We start from the raw sequence: 17,464 nt of genomic DNA, 5'->3' as shown, positions 1-17,464 counted from the left end.
ATGTGATAAACACGATTTACCTCAGTGAGATATATCACAATGCTTTTAAAGTCACATTTTTAGACGTAAATTAGAAAACTAAATAAGTACCCTAGTTTTTTTGTAATCAAGAAAAAACAGCGCAAAAAAAATGAGGTTCCTTAAGTAATCACTTAATGTCCCTCACTTTTGTATTTCATTATTAACCTTTACAATTTTTTTGATCTAGCATAAGTTGAAAAAATTTATCCCATGTTTGATTAACAAGATCTTCAATTTGAGCTTTGGTAGCATTATCAATATGAATTCCACCTAAAAGAACGGTTTTTTGTTGAAACGTATGACACCAGACTTTAGCTAATTGTATAAATAAATCTTCTTCTTTATGATTTGGAAATCCATAACTTATTATCTTAACTTCGCTGTCCGTATATTCTGCAATAACAACAGCTCCAATATGTGGTCCTGTCCCACCCGATACAATGATAAGATCATCGACACCAACTCGATTTAGCTCACAACTAATCACATTTGCTCCCCCTATATCCGTGATTTGAGATAATCTTATCAAATTCAATGTATAATTAATGTGAAACATATCACAGTGAATATTTTGTTAACAAATTCACCCTTAAAAAATCGGAGAAAGTATTTTAAAATGAAAATATTACACTCCTCGTATCAATGTAAAGTTTTGCACAACAAATTTCACTTATGTTATGGTATTTTTAAACTATTGATTGAATTTCATCATTACCTAAATGGTGCAACATTTAGTATTAGAATAGCGAAAATAAACAATTATGAAATTCATTATATTGAATATAGTTTTTTAACCACTATTATTTCGTATATTTACTTAATATTTTTTCCAAAGGAGATGAAAAAATAAATGCCTGTTAGTCGCTTTATTAATAATATACCTATTTTTTCTGCATTACCGATGGAACAAAAGGAACAACTTACACATATTATTCAAACTAAAAAGATGACAAAAGGAGAAGTTCTTTTCCATGAATATGACCCTGCTGACGCAGTTTATTTTGTAAATGAAGGAAAAGTACGCATAAATAAAAGTACACCAGATGGAAAAGAAATCGTACTAAGCATTCGCCAATCAGGAGAAATGTTTGCAGAAGTGGCTTTATTCTGTAAACCCGAAAGCACATACCCTGCTACAGCCACTTGTATTGAGAACGGTAATACTTCCTATATTAAAAATGATGACTTAGAAACCTTTTTATTACAGCATCCTCATCTAGCAATATCTTTGTTCCGGGACTTTTCAGAAAGACTTCGAATTTCTCAAACCACACTGCGAGATGTAGCATTATACGGGAAATTCGGAGCATTAGCAGCTACTTTAGTGCGGTTGGCGGATGAATACGGAAGTACTACTGAAGACGGAATAAAAATTAAGCTCAAATTAACACATGAAGATTTAGGAAGTTTCTTTGGTGCAACACGTGAAAGTGTAACAAGATTAATGAATCAGTTAAAGCAACAAAAAATAGTTACAAAAAAACAGGGGTATTTATTTATTCATAATATTGATGCATTAAAAGAATATATAAACTAGAAACGATATAAAGCTGAACTTCAATCAGTAGGGGTTTTCCTTCATCCCCCACTGATGAAAGTTATTCTATATCGGACCTTTAGGGGCAGTTTATCCCCCACCTAAACTTCTCGATTTTCTTAAGTTTTGAGGTGGGGGTCTTACTTGCCCCCTAAAGAGTGGGATCAAATGTAATCAACCACGAGGAACTTTGACGTTTCTAAGGATCGCTTTAGGACTTCTGCGTACTTCAACGACTAAAACTATACTCACTCTAAAGAACGCTTTCTCCAAGCAGTCTTTTGTTTTATGAGTAATCGCTGAAACAACCTTGTTGAAGCCTATTATAAATATTTTTTATTGTAATGTAGTAAATTCCTTAATAAACTACCTAACAACCCGTCATTGGATCTAGACGTACATAGCTCTCCAACCAGAAAAAGAGTTGCCTAAAATCTATAGGCCAACTCTTTTTTGATTTAATAACTATTTCGTATCACCCATTAATGCAACTAATACAGCTTTTTGAGCATGCAGTCGATTTTCCGCTTGATCAAAAATATATGAATGTTCCCCATCAATTACATCAACCGTTACTTCTTCTCCACGGTGAGCCGGTAAGCAATGAAGGAATATATAATCATCCTTGGCATGGCTAGCTAAAGCCTTATTTACTTGAAACTCATTAAATGCTTCAAGTCTTTTGGCTGTCTCTTCTTCATGACCCATACTTGTCCAGACATCTGTATAAATAACATCTGCACCACTTACTGCTTCAACCGGGTCATTTGTAACAAGAAGTTTTGCTCCTGTTTCGTTACAAATAGCCTCGATTTCCTTCATGATCCAGTCTTTTGCCTCATAACCTTTAGGTGTTGCGATCGCTACATCCATACCTACTTTTGCACAAGCTATTAAAAATGAATGAGCTACATTGTTACCATCGCCAACATATACAGTTTTAATCCCTTCAAACGTTCCTTTTACTTCATAAATGGTTAAAATATCAGCTAGTGCCTGACAAGGGTGAAAATCTTCTGTTAATGCATTTATAACTGGGATTGTTGAAAATTTCGCTAATTCCTCAATAATTTCATGTCCATGAGTTCGGATCATAATCCCATCTACATATCGCGAAAGTACTTGAGCAGTATCGGAAATTGGTTCACCTCTTCCAAGCTGCGAATCTTTTGAGCTTAAAAATAAAGCTGATCCTCCTAACTGATTCATCCCAACTTCAAAAGAAACCCTCGTTCTTGTCGATGACTTCTCAAATATCATTGCAAGTGTTTTCCCTGCAAGTAACGGATGAGGCACACCTTCTTTTTGATATTTTTTTAGTAATACCGAAAATTCCAGAAGCTCTTTTATTTCTTCAGAAGAATAATCTAATAATGTTAGAAGATTTTTCCCTTTATATTTTTCTATATTTAATCCTGACTCAGTTACCGGTAGTGCAGTCAAGAAATCCACATCCTTTAGTAATTAGTTTTTAATTTTTTGGTTTCACCTTTTTTACTCTCATACATTTCCAACCATTGATTAATTGAGGAAACCGAATAATCATTGGTGTTCAAGCAGTTTACGATACAAGTGAAAGTAGAGACTTCAGTTACAACTGGCAAACGATTTTTTAACGCTTCCTTTCTTCTCCATTTAGCGTCCTGATCATTAACATTAACACTTAAAAAACACACACTATTTTCATCATTTAACCAATTTTGGAAGGAAACATCGTCTTTTTGTAAAACTACATAATCTCTTTCTTCTAATTGTTCTTTTAGCAACAAAAATTCCGTTTCTACATCTTTACCTATTTCACAATAAATACTTCCCTTTTTCTTAAAGATTTGAGGAATATCTCTCTCACCCCAAACAAAAGCTTTTCTAAATGCCTCATCAATATTATCACTAATCGAGATAAGTTCACCTGTAGACTTCATCTCTGCCTCTAACTTCGGATCAAGGTCAGGAAGTTTAGAGTGCGAAAATACTGGAGCCTTCACTGTATAATATGGTGGTTCCTCTTGATAGCCTAACGTATCTACAAGATCTGTTAATTTGTGCCCCATTAAAAGCTTAGTTGTTACGTCAATCATATTCATTCCAGTCACTTTACTAAGAATCGGAACTGTTCTTGATGCCCTTGGATTTACTTCGAGAACAAAAATTTCTTCTTTATAGAGGACAAATTGAATATTAAAGACTCCTTTAAATTCCATGCCATTGGCAATACGTTTTGTATATTCTACAATTGTTTCTTTGTGATTTTCTGCAAGGTTCAATGGTGGTATGACGGAAATACTGTCACCTGAATGAACACCTGCTTTTTCAATATGCTGAAACATACCAGGTATAACAATGTCTACCCCATCGGTTAATGCGTCCACTTCTACTTCTACTCCAGGGTAATAGGCATCGAGTAAAATTGGGAAGAATACATTTGTAAATTCATCATTAACGTAATTAACCATTTCCTCACGACTTTGGAAAATCATCATTCCTTGCCCACCAATAACATAAGAAGGTCTAATTAATACTGGATAACCAATTTCGTCAGCTTTCGTTATTAAATCTACTTCATTAATTGCTGTTACACCAGGAATGTGAGGAACGTGAACTTCATTCATGAATTGATAAAATAAGTCTCGATCCTCTAGTTTATCAATCGTGTCATGGTTTGTTCCAAGTAAAGGAACACCTGCATCTTCTAATTCCTTAACTAAAGAAATAGCTGTTTGACCACCTAGTTGAACGATTACACCGTCAGCCGTTTCTAGCTCTATGATATTTAAAACATCTTCTGTCGTTAATGGTTCAAAATATAATCGATCTGCAATTTCATAGTCTGTACTTACTGTCTCCGGATTATTATTAATAAGGATAGCTTCATAGCCTTCTTGTTTTAAAGCTAAAACACCGTGAACAGAAACATAATCAAATTCAATCCCTTGCCCAATACGAATTGGTCCTGAACCAATGATAATAATCTTTTTCTTTGTCGATGCTGTATCTACGTCTTGCTCTCCAGACCAACTAGAATAATAGTAAGCCGTTTTCGCAACGAATTCACCAGCACAAGTATCAACCATTTTATACGAAGGATGAATATTAAATTCATTACGTTTTTTTCTCATGTCATGTAACGAAACCTTCCAAGTTGTAGCTAGCCATTTGTCCGAAAAACCACTTACCTTAAATTGTTCTAATTCTTTGTTTGTAACAGTTTCATAAGAAAGTTGTTTTGCTTTTTGTTCCATTTCAATTAGAAACTTCCAACTTTTTAAGTAAAAATAGTTAATTTGAGTTACTTCATGAATGTCTACTTCACTAAATCCTCTGCGTAGTAGTTCTAAGATTGCAAAAAAACGAAGGTCATCAGCTACTTTAACACTTTTCCATAGCTTTTCATCTGTTAACTTCTTAACACTTTCCATTTCCAATCCAGAAATTCCTTTTATATCAAGAGAGCGTATTGCTTTTTGAAAAGCTGATTCTAAATTTCTTTCAATTGCCATTACCTCTCCAGTTGCCTTCATTTGTGTGCCTAGCTTTCGATCCACCTGTGGAAACTTATCAAATGGCCAACGGGGAAATTTTACAACACAATAATCTAGAGCAGGTTCAAAGCTTGCATATGTGTGTCCAGTAACTGGATTTAATAGTTCATGTAAATGATACCCAATACTTAATTTAGCCGCAATTCGTGCAATTGGATATCCTGTAGCTTTTGATGCTAAGGCACTAGATCTACTAACCCTTGGATTTACTTCGATTAAATAATAATTCTTACTATATGGATCAAGGGCAAATTGAATATTACACCCACCCACGATTCCTAATGCACGAATGATTTTCACAGAAACCGAACGGAGCATTTGATATTCTACATCTGTTAATGTTTGAGAAGGTGCCACAACAATTGAATCCCCAGTATGGATACCAACTGGATCAATATTTTCCATATTACAAACTGTAATACACGTATCATTTGCGTCTCTCATAACTTCGTATTCTACTTCTTTAAACCCTGCAATACTTTTTTCAATTAAGCATTGGTTAATTGGGCTAGCATTCAAGCCACCTTTAACTACCTTTTTTAACGACTGCTCATCATTCACAATTCCACCGCCAGCGCCACCTAATGTATAGGCAGGACGAACGATGATTGGATAACCAACTTGGTTTGCAAACTGTAGTGCTCCTTCAACCGTTTCTACAATTTCACTTTCAGGTACAGGCTCTTCTAATTGGTGCATTAAAGCACGGAACTCTTCTCGATCTTCACCCTTCATGATTGACTCAATTGGAGTACCTAATAATGGAACACCATACTTTTCTAATACCCCTTCTTTATGAAGTGACAATGCTAAATTTAATCCTGTTTGCCCCCCAAGTGTAGCTAAAATGCCATCAGGACGTTCTTTTTGAATAATTTTTTCAACACTTTCTACCGTTAATGGCTCAAAGTAAACGACATCTGCACATGCTTTATCTGTCATTACAGTTGCAGGGTTATTATTTATTAGAATTACCTTGCATCCCTCTTCTTTTAAAGCAAGACATGCTTGGGTTCCTGCATAATCAAATTCAGCAGCCTGCCCAATCACGATTGGACCCGAGCCAATAACTAATATTTTCTTTATATCTTGATGCTTAGGCATACACTTTTTCTCTCCTCTTACTACTCATGTCCGTTAGAAAATGTAAAAATATCTCTTCTGAATCCGTCGGTCCTGGGTGTGCCTCCGGATGAAATTGTACTGATGTGATTGGATATTTACTATGAGACATACCTTCAATTGATCTATCATTTATATTAACGTAACGAGGGGTAAAACCCGTTTCTTTTAGACTACTATCAGTAACAACATAACTATGGTTTTGAGAAGTAATATACACTTTTTTTGTTAGCAGATCTTGAACTGGCTGATTTGCTCCTCGATGACCAAAACGTAGCTTCTCAGTGTCACCACCAAATGCAAGTGCTAAAAGTTGGTGTCCTAAACAAATCCCCATTGTTGGATAAGTAGTAGCTAAACGCTTAATCTGACCTGTTAAATGAAGTAATTTCTTAGGATTACCCGGTCCATTTGAAAAAAGGATTCCATCAGGCTTTAAATTAGCAATCGTCAATTCATCTGTATTATATGGAACAACCGTTACTTTACAACCTAAATTCACAAGTGATGTAACAATTGATTTTTTATAACCGAAATCAACCATCACTACATGATGGTCTCCATCGCCAAAACTTTCAATTGTAGTTGCAGAAACCTCTTGAACAAGATCTCTCGTACCAATTGCCTGTTTTGATGAAAAATCAACACAATCCAGGTTAGTAGTGATAATAGCCCCCATATCACCTAATTCTCTAATTCTTTTTACAACCGCTCTAGTATCAACTCCCACCAATATGGGCAATGAGTGTTTCTCAGCATATTCTTTTAACGATGCGATCGCTTCATAATGATAACCTTGACTTCTACATCCTTGCATAATTAGAGCAGATGCTTGCGGCCCTACACTTTCCTGATCTAATCCATTAATTCCGTAATTTCCAATTAGGGGATAGGTGAAAACAACCATTTGACCTTTAAAGGAAGGATCAGTTATGACCTCCTCATATCCTGTCATACCAGTGAAAAAAACTACTTCACCATAAACCTGTTCTACATTTCCTAAAAGCTCCCCTTCAAAAGTTTCACCTGTTGATAAAACTATATATCCCTTCACTTCACTTCCCCCTCTCTAAATATCCAACGAATATTCATTATACAAACCGTATTTTTATTCATTCAACCTCAAAAAAATTTAACGGAATCAGATTACTATTTACTTTCAACTAGTTTTACGTTTAACGTGTTTGAAATTAAACTTATTGCTAAGTCAAGTTCCTCGTACGTAACCGTTAACGGTGGTAAAAGTCTTAATACGTTAGGCCCGGCATTTAATACTAATAATCCTTTATCTCTTAATGCTACTATGAAAGAACTTACATCTTGGTTACACTCTATTCCAAGAATGAAACCTTTTCCTCTTATTTCTTTAACAACCTCTGAGTCTTTAAGGACTTCTGTTAATTTGGAAATAAAGTAGTTACTTTTCTCTTCCACATCTTTTAAGAACGAATCTTGGAAAATTGTTTGTAGAGTAGCATTAGCTGCTGCCATTGCTAGTGGATTACCACCAAACGTTGAACCATGACTTCCTGGTCCAAAAGATTCAATCAATTTTGCTTTTCCGATTAATCCTCCAACCGGAAAACCGTTACCAAGACCCTTTGCGACAGTTATAATATCAGGAGATAAATTGTAATGTTGATAACCAAATGCTTTACCTGTTCTACCTATTCCCGTTTGTACTTCATCCACAACAACTAATAAATTGTACTTCTCTTTTAATTGATTAATGGTTTCTATAAACTCAGCGCTTGCACCATGGACGCCACCTTCTCCTTGAATAACTTCAAGCATAATAGCTGCAACATCCTCATTTACTGCCTCATTTAGTGCTTTTGAGTTGTTAAATGGTACATACGAAAAGCCATCTAATAACGGCGCAAATCCTTGATGGATTTTATCCTGACCAGTTGCTGAAAGACTCCCCATCGTACGACCGTGGAACGATTGATAAAATGTTATAATCTTCTTTTTCCCAGTAGCTTTTCTAACTAATTTAATAGCAGCCTCATTAGCTTCAGTCCCACTATTACAGAAAAAAACAGCATCACCACTTGAGTTCGACGTTAACGCTTTAGCCACTTCTTCTTGGCCATCTATATGAAATAAATTTGAAACGTGACTTACTTTATTTAATTGGTTTATCATCATTTCATTAACATAAGGATGACAGTGACCTAAATTACAAACTGCAATTCCAGCCACAAAATCTAAATACTTTTTTCCATGTTCATCAATTAGTGATGTACCAAAAGCTTCTTTTACTTTAATAGGCCATTTATTATACGTAGGAAATAAATAACTCACACTCACACCCCACCTAATTTTAGAATGGTTAATTTTTTTTACTTTGTAATGTCGAAAAACCATTCCATTTAATATTCTTAATTATTAATAAGCTCTTTTGACTTAACTATTTTAGTACCGACTAATTCTCCATTAGTCATTAAGTTCCCACTTTTTCCATTAATGATATATACTTCCTCAATATTTCCCTGTAAGCATTTTATTGCACCTTTTACTTTTGGGATCATTCCACCGTATATAGTACCGTCCTTGATCATTTCCTCAACTTCTGAAACAGAAACTACCTTTTGAAGCTGATTGTCTTTTAATATTCCAGCTACATCTGTAACAAAAATCATTTTTTTAGCTGAGATACTTTCAGCAATAGCCGCGGCAGCTGTATCAGCATTTATATTAAAATGAGTACCATTGTCATCCATACCAATAGGAGCAATGACTGGAACGACATTGATTGAAAGAAGTTGAAAAAGTAACCCTGCATTAACTTGATTCACTTCACCTACAAAACCTAATTCAGTTTCATTTATGGCACTTGCTTTAAGCAACGTCCCATCACACCCTGAAATTCCTAAACTCAACAGACCGGCTTGTTGTAGCTTTGTTACGAGTAACTTATTAACTTTTCCAGTTAAGACCATTTCAGCAACTTCAAGTACCTCTGCTGTAGTTTTACGTAAGCCATTCACAAACTCACTTTTCACGTCTAGTTTTTGTAGCAATGAATCTATTTCAGGTCCACCACCGTGAACGATAATCGGTGTTACATTCATATTCTTTAAGAGTTTCATACTTGAAAAAAATTCATCCGAAAGCTCCTGTAACGTGCTACCACCACATTTTACAACCATTACATCATTCATGGATTAGACCTCCTAATTTTATGTTCGGTAACCAGCATTAATTCTCACGTAATCATATGTTAAATCACAGCCCCACGCTTTACCGAAACCATGACCAATTTTCAAATCCACATAGATAACAATGTTTTCCGTTGATAAATATTGAGTAGCCTCTTCTTCAGAAAAAGGAATTGGCATACCATCTTTTAAAGTTTGAATTTCTCCTATTGCAATATCAATCGTATCTGGGTTAATTTCTGCTTCACTATAACCAATTGCACAAATAATTCTTCCCCAGTTAGCGTCTGTTCCATATATTGCAGATTTTACTAAATCTGAACCAACGATTGACTTAGCTACCTTTCCAGCTTCTTGATCATTTAACGCACCTTTAACTTGAACCTCTATTAGTTTTGTAGCCCCTTCACCATCACGTGCGATTTTTTTTGCTAAATGCTCGCATGTCATTTTTAAACCTAGGACAAACTGATCCCAATCAGGGTGATCTTTCGTTAATTGGTCGTTATTTGCCAGACCACTAGCTAACGTAACAACTGTATCATTTGTTGACGTATCACCATCAACAGTAATACGGTTAAAGGTTTCGTCAATTACTTTACTCAAAGCTATTTGTAACCATTTTGGCTCAATATTTGCGTCCGTAGTAACAAAAGCTAGCATAGTCGCCATATTCGGATGGATCATACCAGAACCTTTAGCAACGCCTCCAAACGTAACAGTTTTACCACCAATTGTCGTTTGAAAACAAGCTCTTTTATTAATCGTATCTGTGGTTAATATTGCTTCGTTAAAACGTTCTGCAGATTCAAAATCCATTTGTGTTAATGTTTTTATCTTCTTTATACCATTAACGATTTTCTCCATTTGAAGAAATTCGCCGATTACCCCTGTAGATGATACAGCCACATAATGCTCTGGAATTTCAAACACTTCTGCAGTAGTCTTACGCATAGTGTAAGCATCTTCCATTCCTTTTGTTCCAGTACACGCATTTGCATTGCCACTATTTACAATCACTGCCTGTAACTTACCTTCCTTAGCAATGCTTTCTTTTGTCACCTTTATGGGAGCTGCTTGAACTTTATTTAACGTATAAACCGCAGCACTACTAGCTGGAACCTCGCAATATAATACACCTAAATCTAATTTATAACGTTTTACACCCGTGTGTATGCCCGCTGTATGAAACCCTTTGGGAGTAGTTATACTCCCCCCCTCCACAGGAGTAACTAATAAATGTTTTGTTGCTGTATCCACCTTTTCTTCACCTCTTATTTATTTAGCATGCCTTACGGGAAAAGTGGTGGACCATAAAGACCAGTCCCCTCGTCAATTCCTAGCATTACATTTAGATTTTGAACTGCCTGACCCGCAGCACCCTTCATCAAATTATCAATTACCGAAACAATGGTCACCCAGCCTGTTCGTTCATCATACGTAATTCCAATGTCACAATAATTTGAACCATAAACTTCTTTTGTTGATGGATAATTCCCTACCTCACGAACCCGTACAAATGTATCGTTTTGATAAAAGTCTTGGTACAAATCTCGAAGTGATTTTTCGGTCATTTTATTTAATGGTTTGCAATATATTGTAGCCATAATTCCCCTTGTCATCGGGACAAGATGAGTATTAAACTTTATCGGTCCTAGTTCAGGATTAACAGTCTTAAGAGCTTGCTCTATTTCTGGTATATGTTGATGCTCATTCACTTTATAAATACGAAAATTTTCGTTCACTTCACAATAACTAGTTGCTAAACTCGCTTTCCGTCCTGCTCCTGAAGCCCCTGACTTTGCATCGATAATAATAGAATCAAGGTCGACTTTTACATTTTTTAATAAAGGATACAGTCCTAGAATTGTAGCTGTTGGATAACAACCAGGATTAGCAATTAATTTCGCATCCTTTACTATTTCACGGTTTATTTCCGTTAAGCCATAAACTGCCTTTTGTAGTACATCTTTAGGCGAAGCCTTTTTCTTGTACCATGTTTCATAAACATCTTGATCTTTAAAACGTAAATCACCAGAAAGGTCAATTACCGTTAGACCTCTTTCAAAGATTTTTGGCGTTAGCTCATTAGATATCCCTGATGGAGTCGCCATAAAAACGACATCTACTTCTTCTGAAATCTTATCTATATCAATTTCTTTTAATTGTTCATTAGTGATTTGATTAAATTGTGGATAGCTTTCACTGAATTTCATTCCGACTTGGGATGACGTATAGACTGAATATTGTTTTATATAGTCATGTTGGTGCAGAATTCTAACTAATTCAGCCCCTCCGTATCCTGTTGCTCCAATTATCGCTGCCTTCATGTTTCTCCCTCATTTTCTATGGTTATATCTTCTCACATTTTTAATGTTGTTTTTTATTATAAGTTTGAATAAAAATAAAATCAACTGTATTTTTATATTTTATAAATATTCTTTCTAAAGAAAAAAGACGAATAATACTTATACGAACAATAATAGTTCGAATTAATCGACTATACAAATAATTTATGATTATTCATATGTTTAAAATAAATAATCTTTGTCACAAGAGAACTCGTTCTAGCTTCGCTAGAACTTTGGAAATTTAGATGGAGTCTCAACTCCACCTGAATGGAAGTTCCCACCTACGCTACGCTTAGAGGTGGGGGTCTATGACCCTTAAGTTCAAATCAGTTTGATTAATCGCTATTCCCTAATAAGATTATAAAAATGCAAAACTTTAAGGCTTAGTGAATTACTCTCTAAGCCTTACTAACATAGTTATTAGAATATCCATGTCCTTGTTATTTAGTTTTATTTATGAGGCCATTTTGCTTTTGGGCGATTACATGACGTTTATACACAAGTTATATGTCCTAGTACGTGAAAACTAGTATAAGTAGGACCGTCTCATAAACAATGTCAAAATTTCAAACGTTTTTTGCCGTACAAAAAAAGCTACCCAAAGGTAACTTTTTCAACCACCACTTACTGGTGGGATTAAGGCAACAGTATCATTTGCTTTGATTATATCAGTTTCTTCTACATATTCTTCATTAACCGCGATCATGGCTCTATCGACTGGCAAATTAGGAAATTGACTTTTTAAATATTCCTTTACATCTTTAACTGTCATTTCTGATTTTTCAATAACTAACTCTCTTGCTCCAACTATTTCTTCTAACTCTGCAAAAAATAATACTTTAATCATTCAAATGTTCCTCCTCTGGCTTTCCTGTTGGATACGGTGTTTTCTCTAATTGATCACCCATCCACTTTTCTCCATCTGCCCAATGCTCTTTTTTCCAAATTGGTACAATTTCTTTAATTCTTTCAATGGCGTAACGGCTTGCTTCATAAGAATCTGCTCTGTGTGGAGTTGAAACGGCGATGACAACAGCAATGTCAGTTACATCCAGATGACCAATTCGATGAGAAATTGCCACTAAGGAATTAGGCCATCGTTCTTGAATTTCATTACCAATTTGTGCTAACTTTTTTTGTGCCATACTTGTATAAGCATCATATTTTAAATAAACTGTTTTCTTACCTTTTGTAAGTTCACGAACAGTTCCAATAAACGTGTTTATTGCACCTGCATTACGATGAACAACCTTATCGACAACTTCTTGAATTGAGATTTCCCCTTCTGTAATTAAAAATAGTTTTTCACTCATTGTCCTGCCCTTTCACCTTCTGTAATATGAAATTGGTATAGTTACTTTCCTCGTCTATTTGGAAATAATAAATTCCTTGCATTTTCTTCTCATTTTCTAAAGGAAACCAACTAATGACACAGAATATATTATTTAATTTAGATAATAATGTAACATCTTTTTCTTCTTTCAATATCACTATTTTAGGATACTGAGCCATTTTAAACCCTTCAATAACAATAACATCTATTGGAAGCTTGCAGTAAATAGAAAGCAATTCATCTACTTCCCAATGTTGCTCTCTATTAATTGTTAATTGTAAATCGCCAGCACTAACTGCACAAGTTGCAATACTACCAGCTTGACTATGCTTCCAAGAATCTTTTCCATAATCTGTAGACGTCAATTGACCACCATGTCCGTGGTGCTTCAGTGTTCCAACACGATACCCCTCTTTTGTCAATAAACGAACGAGCTTTTCTACTAGGGTCGTTTTCCCACTGTTACTAAACCCAGCTACTTGAATGATTTGTTGGTTCATTAAAAACTCCTTAGCTACGTTTTTCTTTATAGATTGCGGTGCCACCTTCACCATTTAAAAGAAGGATTGTAACGGTATCACCTTTTTGAAAGCCACGGGTTCCACCAGGCAACACTACTAACGCATCAGAATTTGCAAGAGAGGTAACCACCCCAGATTTATCAAGTCCAACTGGTTCAGCAAAGACCTTCCCAGATTCGATCGTCATTTTACTACGAATAAACCGTACAAATGGATTCGCTTTTGGAAAATCAGATTTTAGTTCTCCATGAACCATTTGTAGGTGCGGTTTCTTTGACCCTAAGAAAATTTGAACCCACGGTCGCACAAACAATTCAAATCCAACAAAGCATGCAGAAGGATTACCAGACAAACCAAACAAAAGTTTCCCATTATATTCAGCAACCGTGGTAACACTTCCCGGTCTCATTCCGACCTTATTAAATAACACATTGGCCCCTAATTTCTCGTATATAGCTGGTAAATAATCAAAATCACCAACAGAAACACCACCAGTAGTAATTAACACGTCCACTTCTTCAAGTGCATTCTTTACCGCTTCAAAACAACGATCAAAATCATCAACTAATTTACCAAAATACCTTGGTATTGCCCCAGTCTTAATAATTTGTGAAGTAATCATGTATGAATTACTATTACGTATTTTACCAGGCTTAAGTTCTTCGTGAACATCCAATAATTCTGTTCCTGTTGCGTACACACCGATCGTTGGTTTTTTTGCTACTGGAACTTTACTATACCCGAATGTAGCCAAAAGGGCTTTTACCCCTGGCTCAACCTGTCGACCAGCTTCTACTAAAACATCACCAGATCTTGTTTCTTCTCCTTGAAAAGATATGTTATCTCCAGGAATGAATTTTCTACTTATTGAAACAAACGTCTTACCGTTTCTCTCAATTTCTTTTGTTAATTCAAACATAACAATTGCATCAGTACCTTCTGGCATTTTTGCCCCTGTCATTATTCTAATTGCTTGGCCCTTTTGAGGGATGCTATTTGCTAACCCACCAGCACCAACAGTTTCAATTACTTCTAATTCTATAGGATTAGCACTTGAAGCTGAAACTGTATCTTCAGCACGAACAGCAAATCCATCTAATGGTGAACGATCAAAAGGAGGGATATCATGATCAGCTTTTATAGGTGCTTTTAATATTCGATTATCACTCTCTTCAATTGGTATGTATTCTATTTCGCCTTCTTTCGAAAACTTCAAAACAGCTTCAATAGCTTCATGGATCTTAATCGGTTTTCTGTCTGTTAACATTTAGGTCACACCTTTCGCAGTTCTCTTTATATTTTATCAGATAATTCTTAGACATATCTATGAACTTTTTCACATTGGCTGATTATCTTTCAATCAAATTAGACAATTATTTTTCAAGAAGGTAATATATAGAAATATAATGCGATAATATTTTATTATTAGGAGGCCATATGAAACAGCATTTGATTGCTATTGATTTAGATGGTACGTTACTTACAGATGTAAAAACCATATCTAACCGAAATAAACGCGCAATACAAAAAGCTCGTGAGGCTGGTCACATCGTTTGTATAGCAACCGGTAGACCTTATCGTGCTAGTAATATGTATTATGAGGAATTAGACTTAAATACTCCTATTGTGAATTTTAATGGAGCATTTGTTCATCATCCATTACAAAAAGATTTTGGTTTTTATCATAGCCCTCTTGAACTCAATACAGCCAAAATGATCATTGAAACTTGTGAAGCATTCCAGGTTAAAAATATTATGGTTGAAATTATCGATGAATTTTATTTAAGGTATTACGATCAAGTTTTAATTGAAACATTTACAATGGGTGAATCTCCAATAAAATTTGGGAATTTACACCATATCTTAACCGATCACCCTACTTCAATATTGATACATCCACAAGACGAACATGTAAAGGAATTAAAAAATTTATTACGTGATGCTCATGCGGAAGTCATCGATCAACGGGTTTGGGGCGCTCCATGGAATGTAATAGAAATCGTTAAAGCCGGATTAAATAAAGCGGTTGGTTTACAAAAGATTGCGAACTATTATTCTATCCCTAAAGAACGTATTATTGCCTTTGGGGATGAAGACAACGATTTAGAAATGATTGATTACGCTGGGGTAGGTGTAGCAATGGAAAATGCTATTCCTGAATTAAAAACTCTTGCTAATGCAACAACATTAACAAATGAAGAAGATGGAATCGCTGAATTTTTAGAGGGATATTTCAGTATTTAGAAAGTAGTCGTAAATATTCAGTTAAAACGCTTGGAATTCCGCCAAGCGTTTTTTATGTACTATATTTCATTTCTTCTCCTTCGGGTTCCATTCTTACGCTTAGGTCTACTAAGGTTCGAAGCTGCTTATTTATAGGTAATTAGTCATGACGCATACATGTAATTCCCCTAGAAAAATACATAATTCTACCTGTGTAGTTTTGATGCAAATAGAAAAAAATAAGTTTGCACCTTTATATATTAAGGAGAGATCAAAAATGAGTAAAAAATCTAAATCAAAACGCTTTGTACAACAAGGTAAGGACTATGTTCAACCAGCAAATGAACGAGAACGTAATATTAAAACAATGGATGAAGTTGAAAATAATACAAATAAAGGTGAATGCTAATGGGGAACCAACTTTTTCAACAAGCTAGAACAGCTGTAGAGCAAGCCCAAAAAATGGTTCAAACAGCCTCTACTCCTGAACAAATTGCAATGGCAACAAAAGAAATTTCGAAGGCGAAAAATAACCTTTCTTCAGCGTTTGCACAATCGACAATTGCTGAAAAACGACAACTCGCTGAACTCCAGGATCAAATAGATAACCTTGAGCATAACTTACCAGAATACCAATAATCATTACTACTGTAGGGATAATGGTTGCATTATCACAACTTAACCAACTAAATACGCGGAAACCTCCATCAAACTATTTAAGTTATTAAGTCAGATTAGATTACTTTGCTGAAGGTTTTTTCTTGAACTGACCTGAAAATTATGGCATCTATAAGATGCGTTGTTCCTAAAAATTGCAACATTATAATCATTTAAAAAGACAGCTAGAAACATCTATATTCTAGCTGTCTTTTTTTATTTGATCTCGAGGGGACAAACATAAAAATAAATATATTTCTTCTAAATTAAAATACACAATTTTTACTTCTTTTCACGCCGTCCCCTTCATACGATAATAAAAAACAGCTTTTGAATCCCAAAAGTTAGGAGTGTTCAGATGGTTCCGCATTTTTTCGAAGCTGAATTCCATGATCTTCATGTAGAATTATCCAAACAATCGCTCCAGCAATTCATTAATAAGATGATGGAATACAAATGTTCCCTTTATTGGCGGTACAACGATGATATTATTTACTTAATTATAGATACAAATCATTCAATACACGAAATCCCTTTTGAGAAAAACGGCACAAAACTTACTATCACTGTTGACTGTCTGAAGGTGAGCGAAGAATTAGTAGCAAAAGCTCTAGAATTGATTATGAAAGAGTATCGAGGTAGTGGTTTCATCAAAACGTACACCGAGGGTCCACATTATATTACATTTTTCAAGGATGGAGTTATCCAGTCCATTACAGAAATTCATGGAGGTGAAAAGATCGTTATGAACCAATATGGAGCAATTATTGAATATCGAGATTTTGATCATGATCTCGATCCAGAAACGATTATTAATATCCTTAACCTGGAAATTGACTACACATTAATGGAACTTTACGAATCTCTTCAAGCTCTAGACAATTATGCAATTAAAGAACAAAAACGAAAACTAAAACTATTATCTAAACGTAAAAAAGAAATTGAACAATTACTTTAATGACTTATAAAAAAGCTAAATCCCGAACTTGTTTTAAA

General features: G+C 35.0%; 17 protein-coding genes. 5 read left to right on the top strand and 12 right to left on the bottom strand.

Translation table 11 applies throughout. The annotated features are described in order from the left end of the window. Positions 1-181: 181 nt before the first annotated feature. On the bottom strand, positions 182-508 hold the full coding sequence (gene lpdD, locus BKP45_RS12905) for a prenylated flavin chaperone LpdD (protein ID WP_084787902.1): 327 nt from the start codon (positions 506-508) through the stop codon (positions 182-184). Between the two features lie 363 nt (positions 509-871). Between lpdD and BKP45_RS12900 the strand changes: the two genes are divergently transcribed. Further along, on the top strand, positions 872-1,558 hold the full coding sequence (locus BKP45_RS12900; protein ID WP_071390070.1) for a Crp/Fnr family transcriptional regulator: 687 nt from the start codon (positions 872-874) through the stop codon (positions 1,556-1,558). 465 nt (positions 1,559-2,023) lie between these two features. Here BKP45_RS12900 and argF read toward each other — a convergent pair whose 3' ends face one another. The 11 genes from argF to BKP45_RS12845 form a co-directional block, all read right to left on the bottom strand. Further along, positions 2,024-3,001: an ornithine carbamoyltransferase gene (gene argF, locus BKP45_RS12895; RefSeq protein ID WP_071390069.1), complete on the bottom strand. Its 978-nt coding sequence runs from the start codon at positions 2,999-3,001 to the stop codon at positions 2,024-2,026. Between the two features lie 14 nt (positions 3,002-3,015). Next, positions 3,016-6,201 carry a carbamoyl phosphate synthase large subunit gene (locus tag BKP45_RS12890; RefSeq protein WP_071390068.1) on the bottom strand — a complete coding sequence of 1,062 codons (3,186 nt, stop codon included), beginning with the start codon at positions 6,199-6,201 and terminating at the stop codon, positions 3,016-3,018. Beyond that, positions 6,194-7,273, bottom strand: coding sequence for a carbamoyl phosphate synthase small subunit (locus tag BKP45_RS12885; protein ID WP_071390067.1), 1,080 nt, complete (start codon positions 7,271-7,273; stop codon positions 6,194-6,196). The genes BKP45_RS12890 and BKP45_RS12885 overlap by 8 nt, the downstream gene beginning before the upstream one ends. Before the next feature lie 95 nt (positions 7,274-7,368). Beyond that, positions 7,369-8,526, bottom strand: coding sequence for an acetylornithine transaminase (locus tag BKP45_RS12880; RefSeq protein WP_071390066.1), 1,158 nt, complete (start codon positions 8,524-8,526; stop codon positions 7,369-7,371). A gap of 77 nt (positions 8,527-8,603) precedes the next feature. Next, on the bottom strand, positions 8,604-9,386 hold the full coding sequence (argB, locus tag BKP45_RS12875; RefSeq protein WP_071390065.1) for an acetylglutamate kinase: 783 nt from the start codon (positions 9,384-9,386) through the stop codon (positions 8,604-8,606). A gap of 18 nt (positions 9,387-9,404) precedes the next feature. Beyond that, positions 9,405-10,643, bottom strand: a complete 1,239-nt coding sequence (gene argJ / locus BKP45_RS12870) for a bifunctional ornithine acetyltransferase/N-acetylglutamate synthase (RefSeq protein ID WP_071390064.1) — start codon at positions 10,641-10,643, stop codon at positions 9,405-9,407. Between the two features lie 32 nt (positions 10,644-10,675). Continuing rightward, positions 10,676-11,713 (bottom strand): N-acetyl-gamma-glutamyl-phosphate reductase, encoded by a 1,038-nt coding sequence (gene argC, locus BKP45_RS12865; RefSeq protein ID WP_071390063.1) that lies wholly within the window; start codon positions 11,711-11,713, stop codon positions 10,676-10,678. 634 nt (positions 11,714-12,347) lie between these two features. Then, the gene (gene moaD, locus BKP45_RS12860; protein ID WP_071390062.1) at positions 12,348-12,581 is read right to left on the bottom strand and encodes a molybdopterin converting factor subunit 1; all 234 of its coding nucleotides are present in this window, start codon (positions 12,579-12,581) and stop codon (positions 12,348-12,350) included. Continuing rightward, positions 12,574-13,047: a molybdenum cofactor biosynthesis protein MoaE gene (locus tag BKP45_RS12855; protein WP_071390061.1), complete on the bottom strand. Its 474-nt coding sequence runs from the start codon at positions 13,045-13,047 to the stop codon at positions 12,574-12,576. The genes moaD and BKP45_RS12855 overlap by 8 nt, the downstream gene beginning before the upstream one ends. Beyond that, positions 13,040-13,567 carry a molybdopterin-guanine dinucleotide biosynthesis protein B gene (gene mobB, locus BKP45_RS12850; RefSeq protein ID WP_071390060.1) on the bottom strand — a complete coding sequence of 176 codons (528 nt, stop codon included), beginning with the start codon at positions 13,565-13,567 and terminating at the stop codon, positions 13,040-13,042. Before mobB ends, BKP45_RS12855 begins: the two co-directional genes overlap by 8 nt. Before the next feature lie 10 nt (positions 13,568-13,577). Then, entirely contained in the window at positions 13,578-14,855 is a 1,278-nt protein-coding gene (locus BKP45_RS12845) for a molybdopterin molybdotransferase MoeA (protein WP_071390059.1), read from the bottom strand. A gap of 170 nt (positions 14,856-15,025) precedes the next feature. Between BKP45_RS12845 and BKP45_RS12840 the strand changes: the two genes are divergently transcribed. The 4 genes from BKP45_RS12840 (at position 15,026) to BKP45_RS12830 (ending at position 17,426) form a co-directional block, all read left to right on the top strand. Beyond that, a complete protein-coding gene (locus BKP45_RS12840; protein ID WP_071390058.1) occupies positions 15,026-15,832 on the top strand; it encodes a Cof-type HAD-IIB family hydrolase in 807 nt (268 codons plus the stop codon). Positions 15,833-16,088: 256 nt separating this feature from the next. Beyond that, on the top strand, positions 16,089-16,220 hold the full coding sequence (locus BKP45_RS23325; protein WP_281243164.1) for a hypothetical protein: 132 nt from the start codon (positions 16,089-16,091) through the stop codon (positions 16,218-16,220). Beyond that, the gene (locus tag BKP45_RS12835) at positions 16,220-16,450 is read left to right on the top strand and encodes a DUF3813 domain-containing protein (RefSeq protein ID WP_071390057.1); all 231 of its coding nucleotides are present in this window, start codon (positions 16,220-16,222) and stop codon (positions 16,448-16,450) included. The genes BKP45_RS23325 and BKP45_RS12835 overlap by 1 nt, the downstream gene beginning before the upstream one ends. A gap of 376 nt (positions 16,451-16,826) precedes the next feature. Next, positions 16,827-17,426 (top strand): hypothetical protein, encoded by a 600-nt coding sequence (locus tag BKP45_RS12830; protein ID WP_071390056.1) that lies wholly within the window; start codon positions 16,827-16,829, stop codon positions 17,424-17,426. The last annotated feature ends 38 nt before the right edge of the window (positions 17,427-17,464 follow it).

It is taken from the genome of Anaerobacillus alkalidiazotrophicus (assembly GCF_001866055.1).
The sequence above is the reverse complement of the archived record's forward strand: the minus strand, read 5'-3'. Positions and strand labels throughout refer to the sequence as shown.